This window comes from Microbacterium sp. NPDC077184, assembly GCF_040687055.1.
In the GTDB taxonomy this organism is placed as follows: Bacteria; Actinomycetota; Actinomycetes; order Actinomycetales; family Microbacteriaceae; genus Microbacterium.
Genome location: NZ_JBFBMM010000001.1, coordinates 743,058 through 763,373 on the forward strand (window position 1 = coordinate 743,058; position 20,316 = coordinate 763,373).

The 20,316-nt window shown below is 72.9% G+C and carries 23 protein-coding genes and 1 tRNA gene; 9 read left to right on the forward strand and 15 right to left on the reverse strand.

The window, feature by feature from the left end; translation table 11 throughout:
* Positions 1-28: 28 nt before the first annotated feature.
* Genes mscL through AB0O93_RS03565 form a run of 3 tightly spaced genes read right to left on the reverse strand, consistent with a single transcriptional unit; the run spans position 29 to position 1,417 of the window.
* Positions 29-451: a large conductance mechanosensitive channel protein MscL gene (gene mscL, locus AB0O93_RS03555; RefSeq protein ID WP_363340559.1), complete on the reverse strand. Its 423-nt coding sequence runs from the start codon at positions 449-451 to the stop codon at positions 29-31.
* Between the two features lie 36 nt (positions 452-487).
* The gene (locus AB0O93_RS03560; RefSeq protein WP_363340561.1) at positions 488-805 is read right to left on the reverse strand and encodes an FmdB family zinc ribbon protein; all 318 of its coding nucleotides are present in this window, start codon (positions 803-805) and stop codon (positions 488-490) included.
* Positions 806-820: 15 nt separating this feature from the next.
* On the reverse strand, positions 821-1,417 hold the full coding sequence (locus AB0O93_RS03565) for a 5-formyltetrahydrofolate cyclo-ligase (RefSeq protein ID WP_363340563.1): 597 nt from the start codon (positions 1,415-1,417) through the stop codon (positions 821-823).
* A 92-nt stretch (positions 1,418-1,509) separates the two neighbouring features.
* Here AB0O93_RS03565 and galU point away from each other — a divergent pair, with 92 nt between their 5' ends.
* From galU to AB0O93_RS03585, 4 genes are all read left to right on the forward strand, one after another.
* Positions 1,510-2,397, forward strand: a complete 888-nt coding sequence (gene galU / locus AB0O93_RS03570) for a UTP--glucose-1-phosphate uridylyltransferase GalU (protein WP_363340566.1) — start codon at positions 1,510-1,512, stop codon at positions 2,395-2,397.
* 24 nt (positions 2,398-2,421) lie between these two features.
* The gene (locus AB0O93_RS03575) at positions 2,422-3,051 is read left to right on the forward strand and encodes a GNAT family protein (protein ID WP_363340568.1); all 630 of its coding nucleotides are present in this window, start codon (positions 2,422-2,424) and stop codon (positions 3,049-3,051) included.
* 137 nt (positions 3,052-3,188) lie between these two features.
* On the forward strand, positions 3,189-4,088 hold the full coding sequence (locus AB0O93_RS03580) for a large exoprotein (RefSeq protein WP_363340570.1): 900 nt from the start codon (positions 3,189-3,191) through the stop codon (positions 4,086-4,088).
* Positions 4,089-4,142: 54 nt separating this feature from the next.
* A tRNA-Ala gene (locus tag AB0O93_RS03585) sits at positions 4,143-4,218 on the forward strand.
* 48 nt (positions 4,219-4,266) lie between these two features.
* Here the strand turns inward: AB0O93_RS03585 and AB0O93_RS03590 are convergent.
* On the reverse strand, positions 4,267-4,860 hold the full coding sequence (locus AB0O93_RS03590) for a TetR/AcrR family transcriptional regulator (RefSeq protein ID WP_363340572.1): 594 nt from the start codon (positions 4,858-4,860) through the stop codon (positions 4,267-4,269).
* A gap of 87 nt (positions 4,861-4,947) precedes the next feature.
* On the opposite strand from AB0O93_RS03590, the gene AB0O93_RS03595 reads away from it, so the two are divergent.
* Positions 4,948-6,153 carry an MFS transporter gene (locus AB0O93_RS03595; RefSeq protein WP_363340574.1) on the forward strand — a complete coding sequence of 402 codons (1,206 nt, stop codon included), beginning with the start codon at positions 4,948-4,950 and terminating at the stop codon, positions 6,151-6,153.
* A 21-nt stretch (positions 6,154-6,174) separates the two neighbouring features.
* Here the strand turns inward: AB0O93_RS03595 and AB0O93_RS03600 are convergent, their stop codons facing one another.
* Positions 6,175-6,477, reverse strand: coding sequence for a putative quinol monooxygenase (locus tag AB0O93_RS03600; protein ID WP_363340576.1), 303 nt, complete (start codon positions 6,475-6,477; stop codon positions 6,175-6,177).
* Positions 6,478-6,637: 160 nt separating this feature from the next.
* On the opposite strand from AB0O93_RS03600, the gene AB0O93_RS03605 reads away from it, so the two are divergent.
* The gene (locus AB0O93_RS03605; RefSeq protein ID WP_363340578.1) at positions 6,638-6,895 is read left to right on the forward strand and encodes a helix-turn-helix transcriptional regulator; all 258 of its coding nucleotides are present in this window, start codon (positions 6,638-6,640) and stop codon (positions 6,893-6,895) included.
* Between the two features lie 4 nt (positions 6,896-6,899).
* Here AB0O93_RS03605 and AB0O93_RS03610 read toward each other — a convergent pair whose 3' ends face one another.
* The 7 genes from AB0O93_RS03610 to hemE form a co-directional block, all read right to left on the reverse strand.
* A complete protein-coding gene (locus AB0O93_RS03610) occupies positions 6,900-7,166 on the reverse strand; it encodes a hypothetical protein (RefSeq protein WP_363340580.1) in 267 nt (88 codons plus the stop codon).
* A gap of 82 nt (positions 7,167-7,248) precedes the next feature.
* The gene (locus AB0O93_RS03615) at positions 7,249-8,574 is read right to left on the reverse strand and encodes a glutamate-1-semialdehyde 2,1-aminomutase (RefSeq protein ID WP_363340994.1); all 1,326 of its coding nucleotides are present in this window, start codon (positions 8,572-8,574) and stop codon (positions 7,249-7,251) included.
* A 2-nt stretch (positions 8,575-8,576) separates the two neighbouring features.
* Complete coding sequence (gene hemB, locus AB0O93_RS03620) at positions 8,577-9,554, reverse strand: porphobilinogen synthase (RefSeq protein WP_363340582.1); 978 nt, start codon at positions 9,552-9,554, stop codon at positions 8,577-8,579.
* Entirely contained in the window at positions 9,551-10,465 is a 915-nt protein-coding gene (gene hemC / locus AB0O93_RS03625) for a hydroxymethylbilane synthase (RefSeq protein WP_363340584.1), read from the reverse strand. Before hemC ends, hemB begins: the two co-directional genes overlap by 4 nt.
* The gene (gene hemQ / locus AB0O93_RS03630; RefSeq protein WP_363340586.1) at positions 10,462-11,169 is read right to left on the reverse strand and encodes a hydrogen peroxide-dependent heme synthase; all 708 of its coding nucleotides are present in this window, start codon (positions 11,167-11,169) and stop codon (positions 10,462-10,464) included. The genes hemC and hemQ overlap by 4 nt, the downstream gene beginning before the upstream one ends.
* A 35-nt stretch (positions 11,170-11,204) precedes the next feature.
* Complete coding sequence (locus AB0O93_RS03635) at positions 11,205-12,437, reverse strand: FAD-dependent oxidoreductase (protein WP_363340588.1); 1,233 nt, start codon at positions 12,435-12,437, stop codon at positions 11,205-11,207.
* Positions 12,430-13,488 carry a uroporphyrinogen decarboxylase gene (hemE, locus tag AB0O93_RS03640; RefSeq protein WP_363340590.1) on the reverse strand — a complete coding sequence of 353 codons (1,059 nt, stop codon included), beginning with the start codon at positions 13,486-13,488 and terminating at the stop codon, positions 12,430-12,432. Before hemE ends, AB0O93_RS03635 begins: the two co-directional genes overlap by 8 nt.
* An 18-nt stretch (positions 13,489-13,506) precedes the next feature.
* Here hemE and AB0O93_RS03645 point away from each other — a divergent pair, with 18 nt between their 5' ends.
* Positions 13,507-14,817: a glutamyl-tRNA reductase gene (locus AB0O93_RS03645; protein WP_363340593.1), complete on the forward strand. Its 1,311-nt coding sequence runs from the start codon at positions 13,507-13,509 to the stop codon at positions 14,815-14,817.
* A gap of 31 nt (positions 14,818-14,848) precedes the next feature.
* Here AB0O93_RS03645 and AB0O93_RS03650 read toward each other — a convergent pair whose 3' ends face one another.
* Positions 14,849-15,922, reverse strand: a complete 1,074-nt coding sequence (locus AB0O93_RS03650) for a Glu/Leu/Phe/Val dehydrogenase dimerization domain-containing protein (protein WP_363340595.1) — start codon at positions 15,920-15,922, stop codon at positions 14,849-14,851.
* Positions 15,919-17,895, reverse strand: coding sequence for a heavy metal translocating P-type ATPase (locus AB0O93_RS03655; RefSeq protein WP_363340597.1), 1,977 nt, complete (start codon positions 17,893-17,895; stop codon positions 15,919-15,921). Before AB0O93_RS03655 ends, AB0O93_RS03650 begins: the two co-directional genes overlap by 4 nt.
* Before the next feature lie 136 nt (positions 17,896-18,031).
* On the opposite strand from AB0O93_RS03655, the gene AB0O93_RS03660 reads away from it, so the two are divergent.
* Positions 18,032-18,862, forward strand: a complete 831-nt coding sequence (locus AB0O93_RS03660) for a methyltransferase domain-containing protein (protein ID WP_363340599.1) — start codon at positions 18,032-18,034, stop codon at positions 18,860-18,862.
* A 5-nt stretch (positions 18,863-18,867) separates the two neighbouring features.
* A complete protein-coding gene (locus AB0O93_RS03665) occupies positions 18,868-19,344 on the forward strand; it encodes a YbaK/EbsC family protein (protein WP_363340601.1) in 477 nt (158 codons plus the stop codon).
* A gap of 10 nt (positions 19,345-19,354) precedes the next feature.
* Here the strand turns inward: AB0O93_RS03665 and AB0O93_RS03670 are convergent, their stop codons facing one another.
* Positions 19,355-20,182 (reverse strand): hypothetical protein, encoded by an 828-nt coding sequence (locus AB0O93_RS03670; RefSeq protein ID WP_363340603.1) that lies wholly within the window; start codon positions 20,180-20,182, stop codon positions 19,355-19,357.
* Between the last annotated feature and the right edge of the window lie 134 nt (positions 20,183-20,316).

Genomic DNA, 20,316 nt, shown 5'->3' on the forward strand with positions numbered 1-20,316 from the left:
GCGTTTCGCCGTTCGCGACGCGCAAGGCTCAGAGCTTCGGCGTCTGCTTCTGCTGCTCGAGCAGGTCGCGGATCTGCATCAGCAGCTCCTGCTCGGTGGGGAGCTTCTCCGCGGCGTTCTCGACGACGCCGAGCTTGGCGGACTGGCGCTCCTTCCAACGGTTCATCGGCATGACGAAGATGAAGTACACCACGATCGCCACGGCCAGGAAGCTGACGATCGCCGTGATGAGGTCGCCGATCGGGAAGGTGACGGTGCCGCCGTAGAGGTCGGGAACCGCGATGCCGGGAACACCGTTGGCGTCGGCCTTCCAGAAGATGGCGATCAGCGGGGTGATGATCGAGGCGACGATGGCGTTGACCACCGCGGTGAACGCGGCGCCGATGACGACAGCGACGGCGAGGTCGATGACGTTGCCGCGCATGATGAATTCTTTGAAGCCCTGGATCACGGCGTCACTTCCTCTGGTCTCGTCGGCTCGCGCCGGTCAGGATCCCGCAGGTGCGGGGGAGCTCTTCTTCGTCTCGGAGGACGATGATGCCGAACTCCCGCTCCCGTCGCCACCGGACGCGCCCGACCCCGACGAACCGGACCCCGACGAACCGGAACCGGAGGCCTTGTTCGCGCCGGCACGGGAGTCGGTGCGGTAGAAGCCGGAGCCGTTGAAGGTGACGCCGATCGATCCGTACTCCTTGCGGAGGGTGCCGCCGCACTCGGGGCACTCGGTCAGTGCGGGGTCGGCGAAGGACTGCACCTGTTCGAAGCGGTGCGCGCACTGCTTGCAGGCATAGGCGTAGGTGGGCATGGTGTCTCCGGCGGGTCAGCGCCCGGTGGGCGCGAGGGTGAGGGTCTGCGTGGGGGTGACGATGCCCGTCACGGGCTGGTCGTGGACGTCGCGGGGGAGGTCGTCGATGATCTCGGAATCGAAGACCACCGCGTACACCGGCGGGCATCCTTCCATCGAGCCGATCGTCTTGTCGTAGTAGCCGCGGCCCCAGCCGAGGCGCGTGCCGTCGGGGCTCACGGCCGCGGCGGGGATCACCAGGACGTCGACGTCGTTCACCGCGATCGGACCGAGGAGCTCGCCGACCGGCTCCGGCAGGCCGAACAGGCCCTCCGCGATCTCGCCGTCGGGGGTGGCCACCGCCCAGTCGAGCAGGCCGTCGGCACGCGTGACGGGGAGGAGGACCCGGATGCCGCGGGCCGCGGCATCCGTCACGAAGGCGTGCGTGTCGGGCTCGGTCGTGGTGGAGAGGAAGCACGCCATGGTCGTGGCGCCGTGCGCGGCGACGAGCGCGTTCAGCTGCGCGTGCAGGCCCGCGGCCGCCGCGACGCGAGCGGCGGGGGACATCGCGTGGCGACGCTCGCGCAGCTCCGCGCGCAGTGCGCGCTTCGCATCGGCGATGGCGTCGGACATGCTCCCGATTGTAGGCGGCGCCTTGAGGTTCGACGCGCTCCCCGGTGACGGGCGTGACATGCGCCGTTCACATGCCTGGGTAGAGTTGCCGCATGACCCAGAAGCCCTTCAAGGCCGTGATCCCCGCGGCCGGACTCGGCACGCGCTTTCTCCCCGCGACCAAGGCCATGCCCAAAGAGATGCTCCCCGTCGTCGACAAGCCGGCGATCCAGTACGTCGTCGAAGAGGCCACCGCGGCCGGTATCGAGGATGTGCTCATCATCATCGGGCGCAACAAGAACAACCTCTCCAACCACTTCGACTCCGTCCCCGAGCTCGAGAGCAACCTGGTGAAGAAGGGCGACCAGGACAAGCTCGCCAAGGTGCAGCGCTCCAGCGACCTCGCCGACATCCACTTCGTCCGTCAGGGTGAGCCCCGCGGTCTCGGGCACGCGGTGCTGCGCGCCCGCGCGCACGTGGGCGACCACCCCTTCGCCGTCCTCCTCGGCGACGACCTCATCGACGAGCGCGACCCGCTGCTGACCACCATGCTCGAGGAGCACCGCAAGACCGGTGCCGCGATCGTGGCGCTCATGGAGGTCGACCCCGACAGCATCCACATGTACGGCGCGGCGGCCGTCGAGGCCACCGACACCGACGGCGTGGTGAAGGTCACCGGCCTCGTCGAGAAGCCGAAGAAGGAGGATGCCCCCTCCAACCTCGCCATCATCGGCCGCTATGTCCTCAGCCCCGACGTGTTCGAGATCCTCGAGCGCACCGAGCCCGGCAAGGGCGGCGAGATCCAGCTCACCGACGCGCTGCAGGAGATGGCCGCCGACACCGAGGGCCCCGGCGTGTTGGGTGTCGTCTTCGGAGGCCGCCGCTACGACACCGGGGATAGGGTGGACTACATCAAGGCCATCGTGCAGCTCGCCGCGGATCGTGACGATCTCGGACCCGAACTGCGTCCCTGGTTCAAGGACTTCGCGGCGACACTCTGACGCCGCTCGACGGAGGGGGTCCGGGTGGATCTGGGAGCTCCCCGCGGTCACGGTCCGGTGTCGATCCGGCTCGTCAAGCAGCGCGACGCGCGCATCCTGCAGCACGAGCTCCTCGAGAACCGCGCCTGGCTCCAGCCGTGGGAGGCCACGAGTCCCGACGGTCCGGTGTCCTTCGACATGCGCCTCGGCGTCCGTCGGCTCCTCCAGCAGTATCGCGACGGCGCCGGCGTCCCCTACGTCATGGAGTACGCGGGTGAAGTCGCCGGTCAGCTGAACGTGTGGGGGATCGCGCGCGGCTCGCTCGCCTCGGCGACCATCGGCTACTGGGTCAGCCGTCGCTTCGCCGGGCGCGGCATCACCCCCACCGCGGTGGCGCTCGCGACCGACGCGTGCTTCACCGAGATGCGCCTGCACCGCATGGAGATCTGCATCCGTCCCGAGAACGACGCGAGCCTCCGGGTCGTGCAGAAGCTCGGCTTCCGGTACGAGGGCCTCCGCCGCCGGTACATCCACATCGACGGCGACTGGCGCGACCACTACGCGTTCGCGCTCGTGCGGGAAGAGGTCCCCGAGGGGGTTCTCGCCCGATGGGTGGCGGGGCGTGCGCCGCAGGACGCCGCAGCGATTCCCCCGGCCGACCGACTGCACGCCTGAGGTGTCCGGGGGTGGCGGCTGCGGCTGAGTATTCGCCGGGGCTGAGTATTCGCCGGCGCTGAGTCTTCGCCCGATCCGGCCACGACACGCCACCGGATGCCGAGGTTCGCGGCATCCGGTCCCTAAAGTTGGTGACCATGGGCGGACAGGTGTGGGGCGGCGGGGTGATCGTCCTCGTGTCGGTGCTTCTGTGGCTGGTCTACCTGCTGCCGTCGTGGCACAGTCGCCGGCAGTTCGACGCCGCCGAGCGCAACGCCGTGCGCCTCAACCAGGCCCTCCGGGTGCTCGCCGAAACGAGTGAGACGCCCGATGAGGTGCGGGTCGAACTGAACACCCGCACCGCCCTCGCGCAGCAGAAGCTCGCCCGTCGTGCGCTCGCCGAGCGCGAATCCGTCGCTCTGGAGCAGGCACGCATCGATCTCGAGCGGGCCCGTGACGCCCGCGCCGCCGCGCGTCGCTCGCCGGAGGCTCGGCAGGCCCGTGCCCGCCGCCGCACCCGTCTCGTCGCCACGATCGTCGCCCTCGCCGGTACCGGCGTGGCGGTGTGGGGCGGGGTGACGGTCGTCCTCACCGGTGCGCAGCTGCTGCTGTGGACCGGCGTGGGCGTGGCCGTCGTGGGACTCCTCGTGCTGCAGCGGATGTCGCGGGTCGGCGCCCGTGCCGCCGCCCGCGCGCAGCGGCTCATCGCGGCGCAGGCCGCCGACGTCGCCCGGGAGGCCGTCGGCGGCGAGGTGCAGGACGTCGAGCTCGTCACCACCGAACGCCGCTGGCAGCCGCGCGATCTGCCGCGTCCGCTGACGGCATCCGCCGGCTCCCGCGCCGCGGCGATGCTGGACGCCGAAGCCGCCCGCGAGGCGCTCCGCCAGGCCGCCCAGGAGGAGGCCCTGCGCGAGCGCGTCGAGGCGGACGCGCCCCCGTCGATCGGCGCGGCCCGCGCCGCCCGGGAGAGCGAATACGCCCGCATGGGGCACGTCGACGACGCCGCGATCGAGGCGCACGTCCGGCGCCTCCTCGAGCGGCGCGCATCGGGTCAGTGAGGCCCCCGCGGTTCGGTCGGCTCCGGCGGGCGTGATAGTCTTTCGGAGGTTCTTGGGCCTGTGGCGCAGTTGGTAGCGCGCTTCGTTCGCAATGAAGAGGTCAGGGGTTCGAATCCCCTCAGGTCCACCAGAAAAGCCCGGCTCGAGCCGGGCTTTTCCCGTTCCCGGGCGGGCGGGGTTAGGCGGGCGCGGCGGACAGGATGCGTTCGACCTCATCGCGACCCCGACGGAGCAGGTGGTCGTCGCCGTCGATGCCACGGTGAGCCATGCCGCCCTCGAGGAGCAGCACGATGACTTCGGCGGTGCGATCGGGATCCGCGATGTCGGGGTGGTCTGCAGTCACCAGGTCGACAAATCGGTCACGCACGGCGGCCTTGTGCGCGCGGATTACGCGCAGAGCCGGGTGATCGACGGGCAGCTCACCGCCGGCGTTCAAGAAGGCGCACCCCCGATCGAAGGGCTCGGCATCCTGGATGTGGGCGTCCCAGAGAGCGAGCACGCGGGCGTCCGGCTGCGCCGCGATGCGCCGCTCCATCCGTGCCCACCAGACCGTGTGGCGCTGCTGCAGATAGGCCTCGATGACGGCATCCTTCGATCCGAACCGGTCGTAGAGGGTGCGTTTGGTGACGCCTGACTCCGCGGAGATCGTGTCGACACCGACGGCATGCAGCCCGCGGCGATAGAAGAGCTCGGACGCGACGTCGAGGATCCGCTGCGCACGCGGCGTCAGCGTCGGGGGTGTGAGGATCGCCTCCTCGGCGGAGTCGGGCAAAGGGGCGCCTCTCTTCGATGGGCGGGCTTGACTTCACAGATCAGTATACCTACCGTCAGAACTTCACCGATCTGTAAGGGACCCCTCGTGAACATCGCCGTGTCCCGTGCCGTCGTCGTCGTCTCCGCAGGAGGGCTGCTGATCGCGGTCACCTACGGACTCGCGCGATACGGTTACGGCTTCTTCGTGCCCACCTTCCGCGCGGAGTTCGGACTGGATGCCGCCTTCATCGGCCTCATCGCCACCGGCTCGTATCTGTCGTACTGCGTCGCGATCGTCGCCGCGACTCTGCTCCTTCCGCGCGTCGGGGCTCGGGCGGTCGCTGCCGTCGCGGCGATCGTCGCAGGAGTCGGGATGGCTGCGCTCGCGGTCGCGCCGAACGCCGGCATCCTTGCCTCCGGTGTCATCTTCGCGGGAGCGAGCACGGGCCTGGCCTCACCTCCGGTCGCGGATGCCGTTGCCCGGACGGTGCGGGAAGGGGTGCGCGACCGGGCGCAGACGGCGGTGAACGCCGCGACCGCCGTCGGTGTCGCCGTCGCGGGCCCGGTGGCGCTCCTCGTCCACGGACAATGGCGCATCGCGTGGGCGGGGTTCGCGGCGGTCGCGGCAATCGCGCTGGTCGGGGTTCTCATGGCCCTGCCGCCCGCGGGGCATCGCGAAGTCGCGACATCGCTGCGACCCCGTCCCGTCCTTCGTCCGGGGGCAGGACGACTGCTGTCGAGCGCCCTCCTCCTTGGCGCGAGCTCCAGTGCGGTATGGACGTTCGGGCGAGACGTGTGGGCTTCCGACGACGCGATCGGCGAGACATCCTCCATGACGGCGTGGATCGTGCTCGGCGTCACCGGCGTGGCGGGAGCCGCGACAGGCGACCTGGTCCATCGCTGGGGGCGGGAATCTGTCTGGGTGGTGTTCATGGCGCTTCTCGGGACCGCGACCGGCGTCGTCGTGATCGCGCCGGCATCCGTCGTCGCCGCACTGACGAGCGCCGCGGCGTTCGGCGCCGGCTTCATGGTGCTCACCGGCGTGCTGCTGGTGTGGGGGACCGAGGTGTATCCGGAGGCGCCCGGCGCGGGCGTGGGTCTCGGCTTCCTCGCCCTGACGATCGGGTCGGCGGTGGGTTCCGTCCTCGTCGGCGTCCTGTCGTCAGCCCTCGGGGTGAGGTTCGCCTTCCTCACCGCCGCTGTGGTCGCGCTCCTCGGCGCGGCGGTGCCATGGCTCGCTCGACGACCCCGTGGTTCAGTGGCGCCTTCGCGTGGGTCGCTGCCCGCGACACCCGCGGGAAGGCGCCACTGAACCGAGGGTGAGCCGGGGGGCTCAGCGGCGGAGGGGCGAGCCGGCGGAGGTGAAGCGGAATCCGCCGAACTCACCGGAGAGCATGGGCCGTGCTGCCGCGATCGCCGCCTGCACCTCGGGGAGCTCCAGCGACGCTCGGTGTGCGGCGGCGTCGTCCCACACCTCGACCACGTACACCGTGCCCGGCTCGTCGTCGGTGATGCCGACCTCGTAGATGCGGCATCCGATATCCGTCAGCGCGTCGTTGCGCGCGACGAGGATCTCCACCAGCTCGTCACGTCGGCCCGGTTCGACCCCGAGGGTCCCTGCATTCACGAACACCATGACCCGACCGTACCTTGCTGCTGCCGCGGGCGCCGCTCGGTGGCGCCGTCGTGCGGGTCTCGGGCTGCGGCACCCGCGTGATGGCGCCACTCAACTGGGTTCACTTGTCGCCAGGTGCGGGTGAGGGGCGGGAGGGGCGGGGCGGGCGTACCATCGGGTCATGACGACGACGTCAGGGGTCGACTGGGGCGCCTACGCGCAGGATTTCGCGCAGCGGCTCGTCGAGGCGCGCGAACGCGCGGGACTGACGCAGGATGCCGTGGCCCGCCGCGCCGGCATCGCGACCTTCACGTATCAGAAGCTCGAGAAGGGCGAATCGAACCCCGGCACGCCCGCGAACCCGCGGCTTCAGACGATCGTCGCCCTCGCCCACGCGCTGGAGATCGACGTGTGCGATCTCGTTCCGCGTCAGGCCTGATCCGTCACGGGTTCGCGCGGCGCCGGAGCGGCGGATCGTCGGATGCCGTCGGCACGAAGACCTGGAGGTACTGGCAGAGGGACACCTGACGCGTGCCGCGCCATCCGTCGCGCACCCGCGCCATGCTGAAGCCGCGCTCCATGAGGTCGCTGGCGCTCTCGGGAGTGAGCTTCACCCCGCGCTCAGTGGGCACCCACCCGCCCTCACCGGTGTACAGCGCGAGGATGCGCTTGTGGTGGGCGGCGCGGGACGGGTGGCGTGAGGCGGCCATGCAGACTCCGGGTGTGACTGGGATGGACGATGCCCCAGGTATACCACGCACACATGGCGAACGTGTGTCGTGTGTCGAGACGTCAGGCGGCGGGATCGACCGCCGCGGCGGCCGCGCGCGCGGCGTGCGGGAGGGCCTCCAGGATCTGCGACACCGCACCGTCGTCGTGCGACGCTGAGACGAACCACGCCTCGAACACCGACGGCGGCAACGACACCCCGTGCTCGAGCATCGCACGGAAGAACGGCGGGTAGCGGAACGCCTCCTGCGCCTTCACGGTGTCGTAGTCGTAGGGAGCCTCGGCGGCGAACTGGAAGGAGAAGAGCGAGCCCGCGCGCTGCAGGACGTGCGTGACGCCTTCGGCGCTCAGCGCCGCGGATGCGGCATCCGCGATCGCCGTCGAGGCCCGCTCGATCCGCCCGTACGCGGCGGCGTCGAGGTTCTCCAGGGTCGCGCGCCCGGCGGCGACCGCGACGGGGTTCCCGCTCAGCGTGCCGGCCTGGTAGACCGGCCCGAGGGGGGCGAGGAGGTTCATGAGGTCGGTGGATCCGCCGAGGGCCGCCAGCGGCAGCCCGCCACCGATGACCTTCCCGAAGGTCAGGAGGTCGGCGGAGAACGGCACCGGGTCCTCGCCGTACCAGCCGGCGGGACCCACCCGGAATCCGGTGAGCACCTCGTCGACGATGAGGAGCGCGCCGTGCGCGTGGGCGATCTCGGCCAGGGCGGCGTTGAAGCCGTGCCGCGGCGGCACGATCCCCATGTTCGCGGGGGCGGCCTCGACGATCACCGCGGCGATGTCGGCGCCGTGCACCGCGAAGACCTCGCGGACGGCGTCGAGGTCGTTGTAGGCGATGACGAGCGTCTGCGCGGCGATCGGGGCGGGGACGCCGGCCGATCCGGGCATCGCGAGCGTCGCGACGCCGGATCCGGCCTCGGCGAGCAGGCCGTCGGAGTGGCCGTGGTAGTGCCCGGCGAACTTCACGATCAGGTCGCGTCCGGTCGCGCCGCGCGCGAGACGGATCGCGGTCATGGTCGCCTCGGTGCCGGTGGACACGAGACGGAGCTTCTCGACCGGGCGCACGCCGTCGCGCTCGATGCGCGCCTCGACGTGCTCGGCCAGCGCCGTCTCGCCGGGCGTGGACGCGCCGAACCCGAGCCCGTGGGTGGCCGCTTCCCGGACCGCCTCGACGACGGCGGGGTGGGCGTGCCCGAGGATCGCCGGACCCCAGGATCCGACGAGGTCGACGTACGCGCGCCCCTCGACGTCGGTGACGCGCGGGCCCTTCGCCGAAACGTAGAACCGGGGGGTGGTGCCCACCGACCCGAAGGCGCGGACGGGGGAGTTCACGCCGCCGGGCATGGCGTGGCGGGCGCGCTCGAACTCGCGCGCGTTGGTCGTGGGTGTCATCGTCATCGGATCCATCCTGCGAGCTCGGTCGCCCAATACGTCAGTACCGCGTCGGCGCCGGCGCGACGGATGCCGAGCACCGACTCCTCGATCGCGCGGCGTCGATCGATCCAGCCGTGGGCGGCGGCGGCCTCGATCATCGCGTACTCGCCCGACACCTGGTACGCCCACACCGGCACGGGGCTGGCCGCGGCGGTGTCGGCGAGGACGTCGAGGTAGCTCATCGCGGGCTTGACCATGACGAGGTCGGCGCCCTCGGCGACATCCAGCATCGCCTCGCGGACGCCCTCGCGCCGGTTCGCGGCATCGAGCTGGTAGGTGCGGCGGTCGCCCTGGAGCGAGGATTGCACGGCCTCGCGGAACGGGCCGTAGAACGCCGAGGCGTACTTGCCCGAGTAGGCCAGCAGGGCGACATCCGATCGTCCGGCGGTGTCGAGCGCGTCGCGGATCGCCGCGACCTGGCCGTCCATCATCCCGGACAGGCCCAGCAGGTGCGAGCCCGCCTCGGCCTGGGCGAGCGCCATGTCGCGGTACCGCACGAGGGTCGCGTCGTTGTCGACGGCGCCGGCGGCATCGAGCACGCCGCAGTGGCCGTGGTCGGTGAATTCGTCCAGGCACAGGTCGGTCTGCACTACGAGGGCATCGCCCGCCTCGGCGACCGCGACGCGCGTGGCGAGGTTCAGGATGCCGTCGGGGTCGGTCGCGCCGGATCCCTCGGCGTCCTTGTGCTCGGGCACACCGAAGAGCATGATCCCGCCGATGCCGGCCGCCGCCGCGTCGGCGACCGCGCCCTTCAGCGTCTCGGTGGTGTGCTGGACGACGCCGGGCATCGAGGAGATCGGCACCGGGGCGCCGGCGCCCTCGCGGACGAAGACGGGGAGGACGAGCTCGGCCGGGTGCAGCCGCGTCTCGGCGACGAGGCGGCGCAGCGCCGGGGTGGAGCGCAGGCGCCGCGGGCGGACGGTGGGGAAGCCGCTCACGGGCGTGCTCCCGTCAGGTCGGCGGCCCCGGCGTCCAGCAGCTCGCGGGCGACGCCCTCGGCGACGCGGAGGACGGCATCCTCGTCCGGCCAGTCGATCGCGTGGGCCGAGGAGAGGACGGTCTGACCGTCGAGGCTGTAGACGCGGGCCGAGAGGAGCAGGAGCCCGGCGTCGACGACGGCGTGGGCGCCCACGGGAGCCGAGCAGCCGGCCTCGAGGAGTGCGAGGACGTGACGCTCGGCCTCGACGGCGGCGCGCGTCTCGGGGTGGTTCAGGCGCGCCACGAGCTCTTCGTCACCGCGGCGCACTTCGATCGCCAGCGCCCCTTGACCGGGTGCCGTCGGCCACGGCCCGAGCTCGAGGTGCTCGGTGATGACGCTCGCGCGTCCGAGGCGGTTGAGGCCCGCGGCGGCCAGGACGACGGCATCCAGGTCGCCCTCACGGACCCGGCCGAGGCGGGTGTCGACGTTGCCGCGGATGTCGACCACGTCGAGATCGGGGCGCTTCCGACGCAGCTGCGCCATGCGGCGGGGCGAACCGGTGCCCACGCGCGCCCCCTGCGGGAGCTCGGCGAGGGTGAGGCCGTCGCGCGCGCACAGCGCATCGCGGGGGTCTTCGCGGACGGGGATGGCGGCGACGACGAGGTCGTCGTGCGGTGCGGTGGGGAGGTCCTTCAGCGAGTGCACGACGACGTCGCAGCGATCCTCCTGCAGGGCGTCGCGGAGAGCGCCGGTGAACAGCCCCGTGCCGCCCGCGCGGGAGAGCGGTTCACGCGAACGGTCGCCGTCGGTCGTGATCGTCACGATCTCGGTGGTGACCCCGGTCGCGTCGATGAGGTCGGATTCCACCGTCCCGGTCTGGGTGAGGGCGAGGGCGCTTCCGCGCGTGCCGATGCGGACGTGGGCGGTCACGCCAGCACCTCGTCGATCTCGTCGAGACCGATGCGCCGACCGGTGTAGAACGGAACCTCTTCGCGCACGTGGCGACGGGCCTCGGTCTGACGCAGGTAGCGCATGAGGTCGACGAGGTCGACGAGCTCGGGGGCTTCGAGGGCGAGGATCCACTCGTAGTCGCCGAGCGCGAAGGACGCGACGGTGTTGCTCAGCACCTGGCGGTACTCCGAGCCCTTGCGGCCGTGCTCGGCGAGCATCTGGCGGCGTTCTTCGTCGGGGAGGATGTACCACTCGTACGAGCGGACGAACGGGTAGACCGTGAGCCAGGTCTCGGGTGCCTTGCCGCGCATGAAGGCGGGCATGTGGCTGCGGGTGAACTCCGCGTCGCGGTGGACCCCCATCGCGTTCCACTCCGGCAGGAGCGAGCGCAGCGGTTCGGCGCGACGCAGGGTGCGCAGGGCCGCCTGGAGCACCTCGGGGTCCTCGCCGTGCAACCACAGCATGAGGTCGGCGTCGGCGCGGAGGCCCGAGACGTCGTAGACACCCCGGAGGGTCACCCCGGCATCCTCCACCTCCGCCACGGCCGCGGCGAGGGCGTCGGTTCCGGCGGGGGCGGGCCGGGCCGGGTCACGGCACAGCACCGCCCACAGGGTGTAGCCGAGAACCTCGTTCTGGTCGGGGGTGGGGACCTGGTCGGGGGTGGGGACCGAGGAATCGCTCATGGATTCCATCCTTTCACTCCGGGCGGGGGTGGGGTTCACTTCGTCGCGAGAGCGGATGCCGCTGCCTCCGCGTGCGCGATGATGCCGGCGAGGCCCGACCCCGCCGCGGTCTCGCCGACGACGGTGATCCCCGCCGGGGCGATCGCGGCGGCGGGCCGGAACCACGTGACGTGCGCGGCGCCCTCGGGGGCGGGGACGTCGACCCCGAGGAGGACGGCGGCGTCCGCGCGCGCGGACGCGAACGGGTCGTCCGGCAGGTCGTCGTACGACAGGCGGAGGACGTGGCGCCCGCCGGCGGCGTCGGCGAGCCACGCCCACTTCGCCGTGGCGTGGGTGAGGGCACGCGCGCCGACCGGGGCGCCCGCGGCGACGAGGAGACCGCTGCCGCGGGGGGCGGCATCCAGCTCCGGCTCATCCACGACGAGGGTCACGAGGTCGATGCGGCGGGGCGGGGCGGAGGCCGGGAGCACGTCCGGCGCGGCGACCACGACGGTGCCGGCGCCGGCGAGCCGCTCGAGCGCCGCGACGTCGACCGAGGAGCGCAGACGGATGTCGCCCCCGTGCGCCGCGAGATCGTCGGCGAGGGCCGACACGAGGCGGTGAACGCCGCCGCGGAGGCCCGCGACGACCGATCCCGGGGGAGCGGCGGCGCGGAGGGCGCTCATCGCCCCGGACAGCGATCCCGTCTCGGCGAGGGCGGCACGCAGCCGCGGATGTACGCGCTCGAGCGGCACGTCGTCGGGATGGAGCGAGTGGACGCCGTGCACGACCGGCGCGACGAGCAGGTCGAGGACGGCATCGCCGTGCCGGGCGCGGACGAGGGGGCCGAGCCTCGCGCCGGGGACGAGGAGCGGGTCGTCGGGGGCCATCGGCGCCGCGTCTCTCTCGACCGCCGCTTCGGCGCCCGCGCGACCCACGATCGCCACGACGTCGTCGGCGAGGGGATCGCCCGGGATGCCGAGGAGCGCGGTCGCGGGGAGGGGAGCGGCGTCCCCGCGCGCCGGCTGCAGCCACGCCGACACCGGCTCCGGCCGCACGAGGTCGCCCGCGAGCCCGAGCTCGTCGATCAGGGCGGTGACGGTCCCGCCGCGCGTGGCGAAGCTCTCCGCCCCGGCATCCAGCACGATGCCGGCGATCTCGTGCGCGGCGACGGTGCCCCCGAGGCGATCGGATGCCTCGTGCACGACGACGTCGGCCCCGCCGCGCGCCAGGCGCCGCGCGAGGACGAGGCCGGCGACCCCTCCGCCGACGACGTGGACGTCAGGCATGGGTGTGGACGAACTCCACCAGACGCGTCAGGACGTCGGGATCGGTCGTCGGAGGGACGCCGTGTCCGAGGTTCAGCACGTGCGCGGGCGCGGCCTTCCCCCGGGCGAGGACGTCGCGCACGTGCGCCTCCAGCACCGGCCACGGAGCGGCGAGGAGCGCGGGGTCGACGTTGCCCTGGAGGGGCACGGTGTCACCGAGCCGGCGGGAGGCCTCATCGAGCGGCAGCCGCCAGTCGACGCCCATGACGTCGACGCCGATGCCGTGCATCGCGGCGAGGAGCTCGCCCGTCCCGACGCCGAAGTGCACGAGCGGCACCCCGAGCGCGCGGGCGGGGGCGATCGCGCGCTCGGAGAACGGCGCGACGTGCGCGGTGTAGTCGGCGAGGCTCAGCGATCCCGCCCACGAGTCGAAGAGCTGCCCGGCCGAGGCGCCCGCCTCGATCTGGGCGGCGAGGAACGCTCCGGTGATCTCGGCGCACCACGACAGCAGCGCCGCCCACGCGTCGGGGTCGGAGTGCATCATCGCCCGGGTGAGCATCTGCTCCTTCGACGGGCCGCCCTCCACGAGGTAGGACGCGAGGGTGTACGGCGCACCCGCGAAGCCGATCAGCGGGGTCGCGCCCAGCGCGTCGACGGTGAGTCCCACCGCCTCGCGGATCGGGGCGAGGGCGTCGGGGTCGAGCGGGGGGAGGGCTGCGACATCCGCCGCCGAGCGCACCGGGTTCTCCAGCACCGGGCCGCGACCCGGGACGATGCGGACGTCGACGCCCGCGAGGCGCACCGGGATCACGATGTCGCTGAAGAAGATCGCCGCGTCCACCCCGTGCCGACGCACCGGCTGCAGGGTGATCTCGCTCGCCATTTCCGGGTTCAGGCACGCGTCGAGCATGTCGGTGCCCATGCGCAGCTCGCGGTACTCCGGGAGCGATCGGCCCGCCTGCCGCATGAACCACACGGGGGTGGAATCGCCGCGCTCGCCGCGGTAGGCGCGGACGAGCGCCGACGACGCGTTCCGGTCGATGAACGGCGGACGGGCTCGAGAGGTGCTCACACCGTTAACATTAGATACGTGCTCCTGTGCTTCACCGCGAATCATCGAAACGCCGACCTCGACCTCCTCGAGAAGCTCTCCGTCGGCGCACCCGCGGCCACCCGCACCCTCGTGGACGACGAGCTGTTCGTCGCCGGAGCCGTCGTCCTCGCCACCTGCAACCGGTTCGAGGCCTACCTCGACATCGACGAGCCGCTCACCGGCGGCGAGGCCGTCGCCGTCGAATCGGTCGTCGAGACCATGGCCGACGCCAGCGGCATCCCCGTCGAGCGCCTCCGCGAGAGCGTCGCGGTCCACCGCGGAGAGGATGCCGCGGCGCACCTGTTCGCCGTCACGAGCGGCCTGGAATCGATCGTCGTCGGTGAGGACGAGATCTCGGGCCAGGTCCGCCGTGCCCTCGACACCGCCCGCGTGGAGGGGACGACGAGCCGCGAGCTCGAGCGCCTCTTCCAGAAGGCCGCGCACACCAGCCGCGGCATCCGCAGTCGCACCTCCCTCGGCGGCAGCCACCGCTCGCTCGTCCGCTTCGCCCTCGAGCTCGCCTCCAGCCGCATCCCGGACTGGTCCGATGTCGAGGTCCTCGTCGTGGGGACCGGTCGCTACGCCGCCACCACCGTCACGGCGCTCCGCGCCCGCGGCGCCGCCGACCTCCGTGTGTTCTCCCCGTCGGGCCGCGCCGCCGCGTTCGCCGCGCGCCACGGCCTGGTGGCCGAGCCGTCGTTCGCCGCCGCCGCGGCACGCGCGGACGTGGTCATCACCTGCACCGCGGATGCCGTCGTGCACGAGGACGCCTTCACTCCGGGTCACCGCGTGATCGTCATCGACCTCGGTCTTCCGCGCAACGTCGACCCCGCCGTCGGTGCGGTCGACGGGGTCGAGCTGCTGGACCTGGAGACCATCCGCCTGCACGCGCCCCTGGAGGAGTTCAGCGCCCACGCCGACGCGCGCGCGCTCGTCGGCGACGCCGCGGCGGAGTTCGCGGCCGACCGTGCCGCGGGACCGGCGATCACGAAGCTCCGCGGCGAGGTCCTCGGGCTCGTGGAGGCCGAGGTGTCGCGTGCGCGCGCCCGCGGCGCCGGGCCCGAGGTCGAGGAGGCCCTCCGTCACCTCGCCGGGGTCCTCCTGCACAAGCCGTCCGTCCGCATCCGCGAGCTCGCCGTGGAAGGGCGCCTGGACGAGGCCCATCAGGCGCTGGAGACCCTCCACGGCCTGGCGGTCGAGCCCTCGCTCCCCGTCCTCGCCGGGGATGCGATCGTCGACGCCGCGATCGTCGATGCCGCGATCTGCGGCGACGCCGGCGGCTGCCCCCGGGGCGCGGCGAGCGCCTGACACCCGGCCGTGCGCCCCGGGAGCGCGCGTCTCAGCTCGCCAGCGCGGGCGCTCGGCCCCCGGCGAGACGCTCGGCGGCGAGCCCCTCGGCCGCGGCGAGCGGGGTGACCGCTCGCGTCTCGGCCTCGTCGTAGATGCGCCGGAGCGTGTCGCCGATGGCGCTCACCCGCTCCATGATCTCGGGCCGGGTGCCGAGCTTCTTCGCCTCCAGATCGAGGTAGATGACGCCCCCGGCGTTGACGACGAAATCCGGCGCGTACAGGATGCCGCGTCCCGCGAGCCGCTCGGCCCCGGCGCGGGCGGCGAGGGGGTTGTTGGCCGGCCCGCACACCGCGCGGGCATCGAGCGCGTCGATGACCTCGTCGGTGAGCACGCCGCCGATCCCGGCGGGGACGAAGACGTCGGCGGTGGCGAGGTGCTCCTCGCCCGGCGGGCACCAGCGTGCGCCGAGCTCGGCGGCCAGGTGCTGCTTGGCCGGGTTGACATCGGTGACGGTGAGCTCGGCGCCCTCGGCGGCGAGGCGCACGGCGAGCCGCGAGCCGACCTGGCCGAGACCCGAGATCGTGATGCGCCGACCCGCGACGTCGTCGGAGCCGGTGACGCGCTCCAGCGTCGCGCGCAGCGATTCGTAGACACCGAGGCTCGTGGGGCCCGCCGGTTCTCCGGACCCGCCCACCGCGTCGGGGAGGCCCACGACGTGGTCGGTCCGCTCGCTGACGACGAGCATGTCCTCGGTGGTCGAACCGACGTCCTCCGCCGTCCGGTACAGACCGTGCAGCGACTCGACCGCGTCGCCCAGGTCGAGGAACGCCGCACGTCGACGCTCGGCATCCAGGACAGTGCCCTCCGGTAGCGCGATGACGGACTTGCCGCCGCCGGCGTCGAGGCCCGCGGCGGCGTTCTTCAGCGTCATCGCCGCCGAGAGCCGGAGGGCGTCGCCGAGGGCGTCGCTCCAGTGCGGGTACGACCACAGGCGCGCGCCGCCGAGGGCGGAGCCGAGCACGGAGGAGTGCAGGGCGACCGCGAGGAACAGACCGCTCCGCCGCCCCGTGATCACCTCCACCCGTTCGTGGGTGAAATCGGGAAGGGGCAGGGTGTGCGTCATCGCGTTCCTCTTTCGGCCGGCCTTGTGGGCTCTGCGCTGCGGATGCTGCGGCTGTGCGGCATCCGCTCTCCATTGTGCCCGACGGGGGCTTCGCCGTCATGGGGGTGCGGCGTCGTCGAGAGGTCCTGCTGCGGGTCGCGCCCCGTGAGCGCGCGGAGGGCGTAGAGGATCGTGGCGAGGTCGACGAGCTCCTGCACGAGCGCCCCCGCGACGGCCGGGATGAGGCCGGTCGTCGCCACGAGCATGAGTCCGATGCTGAGGGCGATGCCGATGCCGATCGCGGACAGGGCGACCCGCAGGGTGTCGCGGCCGATCGCCACGGCGTCCACCACGCCGGCGAGGGAGTCCTTCAGGATCACCACGGATGCCGCCTCGCCCGCCGCCGTCGCCCCTTTCGCCCCCATCGCGATCCCGACGTCCGCCGCGGCGAGCACCGGGGCGTCGTTCACCCCGTCACCGACCATGAGGACCGGGCGGGGCTGGAGCCCTGCGGCCAGCTGCACCTTGTCGGCGGGGAGGAGCTCGGCGCGCACCTCGTCCAAGCCGACGGCGTCGGCGATCGCCCGGGCGGTGGGTTCGGCATCCCCGGTGAGCATGACGGCGCGCTCCACGCCGTGTGCGCGGAGCCACGCGATGACGCCGGCCGATTCGGCGCGGGGGTCGTCGGCAAGGATCAGCGCCCCGGCGAACACGCCGTCGACGGCGACGTAGGCGGCGGCCTGGCCGCTCGCGATCTCGACGGTCCGGGTGTCGGGGGCGAGCGAGCGGACGTACCGGGTCTTGCCGACGACGACGCTCCGGCCGTCGATGGCGGCGCGCACGCCGTTGGTCGCCGTCTCCTCCGCCGCCGTCGCCGCCGAGAGGGGGAGGCCGCGATCCTCGGCCGCGCTGCGGATGCCGTCCGCCAGCACGTGCGTGGAGTACTGCTCCGCGGACGCGGCGAGACGCAGGACATCATCGGGTGCCCACCCGTCGGCGGCGCGCACCTCCACCACCGTCGGGCGGCCGCGCGTGAGCGTCCCGGTCTTGTCGAACGCAGCGGTGCGCACCCGCGCGAGCTGCTCGATCACCGCGCCGCCCTTGATGATCACGCCCGCCCGTGCCGCGCGGGAGAGCCCGCCGAGGAACGCGACGGGGGCGGCGATCAGGAGCGGACAGGGCGTGGCGAGCACGAGCACCTCGGCGAACCGCGTCGGGTCGCCCGAGATGCCCCACGCGGCGCCGGCGATCACCAGTGACACCGCGGTGAAGGGGATCGCGAAGCGGTCCGCGAGGCGCACGACCGGCGCCCGCGACTCCTGCGCCTCCCGCACGAGCGCGACGATCTGCTGGTACTGGCTGTCGGCGCTGCGCCGCAGGGCCCGCACACGGATCGCCGCCGAACCGTTGACCGAACCCGACAGCACCTCCTCGCCCGCGGTGCGCGGCACCGGCATGCTCTCGCCGGTGAGCGAGGATTCGTCCATGCTCGCGGCGGGTGAGAGGAGGACCCCGTCGACGGGGACGATCTCGGCCGGGCGGATCAGCAGCACATCGCCGACCGCGACCTCATCGGCGGGGACGTCGGTGACGGCATCCGTGCCGTCCGGTCCGGTGCGGACCCGGTGCGCGGTGCGGGGCGCGCGCTCGAGGAGCGCCGCGAGCTCGCGGTTCGCGCGGCGCCCGGCGATGTCCTCCAGCGCCTGACCGCCCGAGAGCATCAGCACGATGATGAGGGAGGCCGCGTACTCGCCGACGGCGAGGGTGGCCACCATCGCCACGACCGCGAGGATGTCCAGACCCACGTGCCCGCGGAGGACGTCGCGGATCATCCCGACCAGCGTGAACGCGACGAACCCCGAGACGTAGAGGATGCTCACCCACCGGGCGGCATCCGTCTGCTCCGCGAGGGCGAGGACGAGGACGAGGATGCCGACGACGACGGTCGCGGTGATGATCGGATACCGGGTGAGGGGATGCAGGAACCGGGGCACGGGGTCAGTCTCCGCCCGCGGGGGGGCGGGGGTGCCAGGGTCGTTGGGCCCGCGGCATCCGCTCGCCGTGTGTTCGCGCTCCGTCCCGTCGTCACACGGTGGGGCGGCGGTGACGCGGGAGGTTACGGTTTTCTCCATGAGCGTCGTCGACCCCTACACCCACGGGCATCACGGCAGCGTGCTGCGCGTGCACGAATGGCGGACCGCGGAGAATTCCGCCGCCTACCTTCTGCCCGAGCTCCGTCCCGGAATGTCGCTTCTGGACATCGGCGCAGGACCCGGGACGATCACCGCCGACTTCGCCCAGATCGTCGCGCCCGGCGCCGTCCGCGGCCTGGACGTCTCCGCCGAGGTCGTCGCGCGCGCCGCGGAGCTCGCCACCGCCCGAGGGCTGTCGAACCTCACCTTCGCGGTCGGCAACGCCTACGACGTCGACGCCCCGGACGGGAGCGTCGACGTCGTCCACGCCCACCAGGTCCTCCAGCATCTGTCGCGCCCCGTCGATGCGCTCCGCGAGTTCGGGCGCGTGGCGGGGATCGACGGGCTCGTCGCCGCGCGCGACGTCGACTACGAGGGGACGTCGTGGTTCCCTCGGCTCCCGGCGCTCGACGAATGGTTCACCGTGTACCTCGCCGTGCACCGCGCCGTCAGCGGCGCACCGGATGCCGGGCGGCGCCTGAAGGCCTGGGCGCGCGAGGCGGGGTTCACCGACATCCGCTCCTCGGCCGAGCTGTGGCTCTTCGAGTCTCCCGAGGACCGCGCGTGGTGGGGCGGGGCGTGGGCCGAACGGGCCGTGCACTCCGATTTCGCCGACCACGCACGCCGGCTCGGAGCCGCCGACGACGCGGCGCTCCAGCGGATCTCGGACGGGTGGCACGAGTGGAGCACCCACCCGGACGGGTGGCTCCTGATGCCGCACGGGACGCTCCTCGCCCGCGGCGCCGGGTCGGTCGGGATCGTAGGCTGAGCGCCGTGACCGAGAACCTCCACCCGCGCAGTCAGATCGTCGCCGACCGTCTCGCCGAGGCCGGCATCCCCGGGAAGATCGTCGTCCTTCCGGATGCCGCCTCCACCGCCGCCCTCGCCGCCGCCGCCCTCGGGATCGAGGTCGGCGCGATCGCCAACAGCCTCGTGTTCCTCGCCGACGGCGAGCCGCTCCTGGTCATGACGAGCGGCGCCCATCGCGTGGACACCGCCGCCCTCGCCGAGCGGATCGGACGGACGCGGATCACCCGCGCGAGCGTCGACGACGTCCGCGGCGCGACCGGTCAGGCGATCGGCGGGGTCGCCCCCACCGGACACCCCGCGCCACTGGAGACCCTCGTCGACCGGGATCTGGCGGGCTACGACGAGATCTGGGCCGCGGGCGGCACACCCCACACGGTGTTCCCGCTGACCTTCGACCAGCTCGTCGCCCTCACCGGCGGCACGGTCGTCCAGGTCGACTGACCCGCGCGACTCAGGCGCCGAGCGGGAAGCGGAACGTCGCCGCCACCGGCGCGTCGCCCACGAGGTCCTCGCGGCGCACGGCGCGGACGCGCCCACCGGTGCGGAGCACCCGGGCCGCGATCTCGTCGACCAGCGCATACGTCGCCGCCCCGGCATCCGGTGCGGGTGTGATGGTCCCGAACTCGTCGATGTGGCCTTCGGTGGTGTCGTCCATGTCGAACAGCAGCTCGGCGACCGCCGCCGCCGTCGCGGCGCGAGCGACCTCGGCGAGGTCGGAGGAGCCGAGCCCCTCGGCCTGCTGCGTGCCGAGGTGCTCGCGCCACTCGGCGAGCTCCCGCGCGTGCTGGGCGTCGAGGATCTCCCGGACGGCCGCCGACAGCGTCTCGTCGTCGAGCGACTCGGGGTGCGCCGAGATGCCGTCCTCGAGGAGCAGGGGATGGGTGTTCACCGCGCGATAGGCCGGGACGAGGTCGGTCGCCGCCGCGAGGATCACGGGGACGTCATCCGGCACGATCGGACGCACGAGCACCTCGACGGCCCGTGCGTAGCGCTCGCGCTCGATGCGGTCGCCGGTCGCGCCGTCGGCGCGCGGAGTGTCGGCCTGCCCGTCCGTGGCGGTCTTCTCCAGCATCATCGCGTGATCGTCGGGGAGGTCCAGGGCGTGCTCGCGCGGCCGGTGATCGGGTCCGATCTCGACCAGCCGGGCCGACCCCTGCGACAGCAGGACGGTGAAGGCGCGGTTCGGGAAGGCGACCGAACGCAGGAGCGCGCCGGTGTCGAAGCGGTCGCCGACGGCGACGTGATCGGTGACGGTGTTGGCGAGGCGATGCGCCTGCAACCGGCCCGGGCGGCGAGGACGACGAGCGAACGAGACTGCTGCTCCCAGAATTCGGGATCGTCGACCAGGGAGCGCAGCGACGCGATCACCTGGGCGGCCTCGGCGGCCTCCGATCGCGACAGCTCGAGGGTGTC

What these genes read in the sequence shown, in the direction of transcription:
- AB0O93_RS03560 (WP_363340561.1), bottom strand. Translation starts at nt 805, where the DNA reads ATGCCCACCTACGCCTATGCCTGCAAGCAGTGCGCGCACCGCTTCGAA.
- AB0O93_RS03565 (WP_363340563.1), bottom strand. Translation starts at nt 1,417, where the DNA reads ATGTCCGACGCCATCGCCGATGCGAAGCGCGCACTGCGCGCGGAGCTG.
- galU (WP_363340566.1), top strand. Translation starts at nt 1,510, where the DNA reads ATGACCCAGAAGCCCTTCAAGGCCGTGATCCCCGCGGCCGGACTCGGC.
- AB0O93_RS03580 (WP_363340570.1), top strand. Translation starts at nt 3,189, where the DNA reads ATGGGCGGACAGGTGTGGGGCGGCGGGGTGATCGTCCTCGTGTCGGTG.
- AB0O93_RS03600 (WP_363340576.1), bottom strand. Translation starts at nt 6,477, where the DNA reads ATGGTGTTCGTGAATGCAGGGACCCTCGGGGTCGAACCGGGCCGACGT.
- AB0O93_RS03605 (WP_363340578.1), top strand. Translation starts at nt 6,638, where the DNA reads ATGACGACGACGTCAGGGGTCGACTGGGGCGCCTACGCGCAGGATTTC.
- AB0O93_RS03610 (WP_363340580.1), bottom strand. Translation starts at nt 7,166, where the DNA reads ATGGCCGCCTCACGCCACCCGTCCCGCGCCGCCCACCACAAGCGCATC.
- AB0O93_RS03615 (WP_363340994.1), bottom strand. Translation starts at nt 8,574, where the DNA reads ATGACACCCACGACCAACGCGCGCGAGTTCGAGCGCGCCCGCCACGCC.
- hemQ (WP_363340586.1), bottom strand. Translation starts at nt 11,169, where the DNA reads ATGAGCGATTCCTCGGTCCCCACCCCCGACCAGGTCCCCACCCCCGAC.
- AB0O93_RS03635 (WP_363340588.1), bottom strand. Translation starts at nt 12,437, where the DNA reads ATGCCTGACGTCCACGTCGTCGGCGGAGGGGTCGCCGGCCTCGTCCTC.
- AB0O93_RS03650 (WP_363340595.1), bottom strand. Translation starts at nt 15,922, where the DNA reads ATGACGCACACCCTGCCCCTTCCCGATTTCACCCACGAACGGGTGGAG.
- AB0O93_RS03660 (WP_363340599.1), top strand. Translation starts at nt 18,032, where the DNA reads ATGAGCGTCGTCGACCCCTACACCCACGGGCATCACGGCAGCGTGCTG.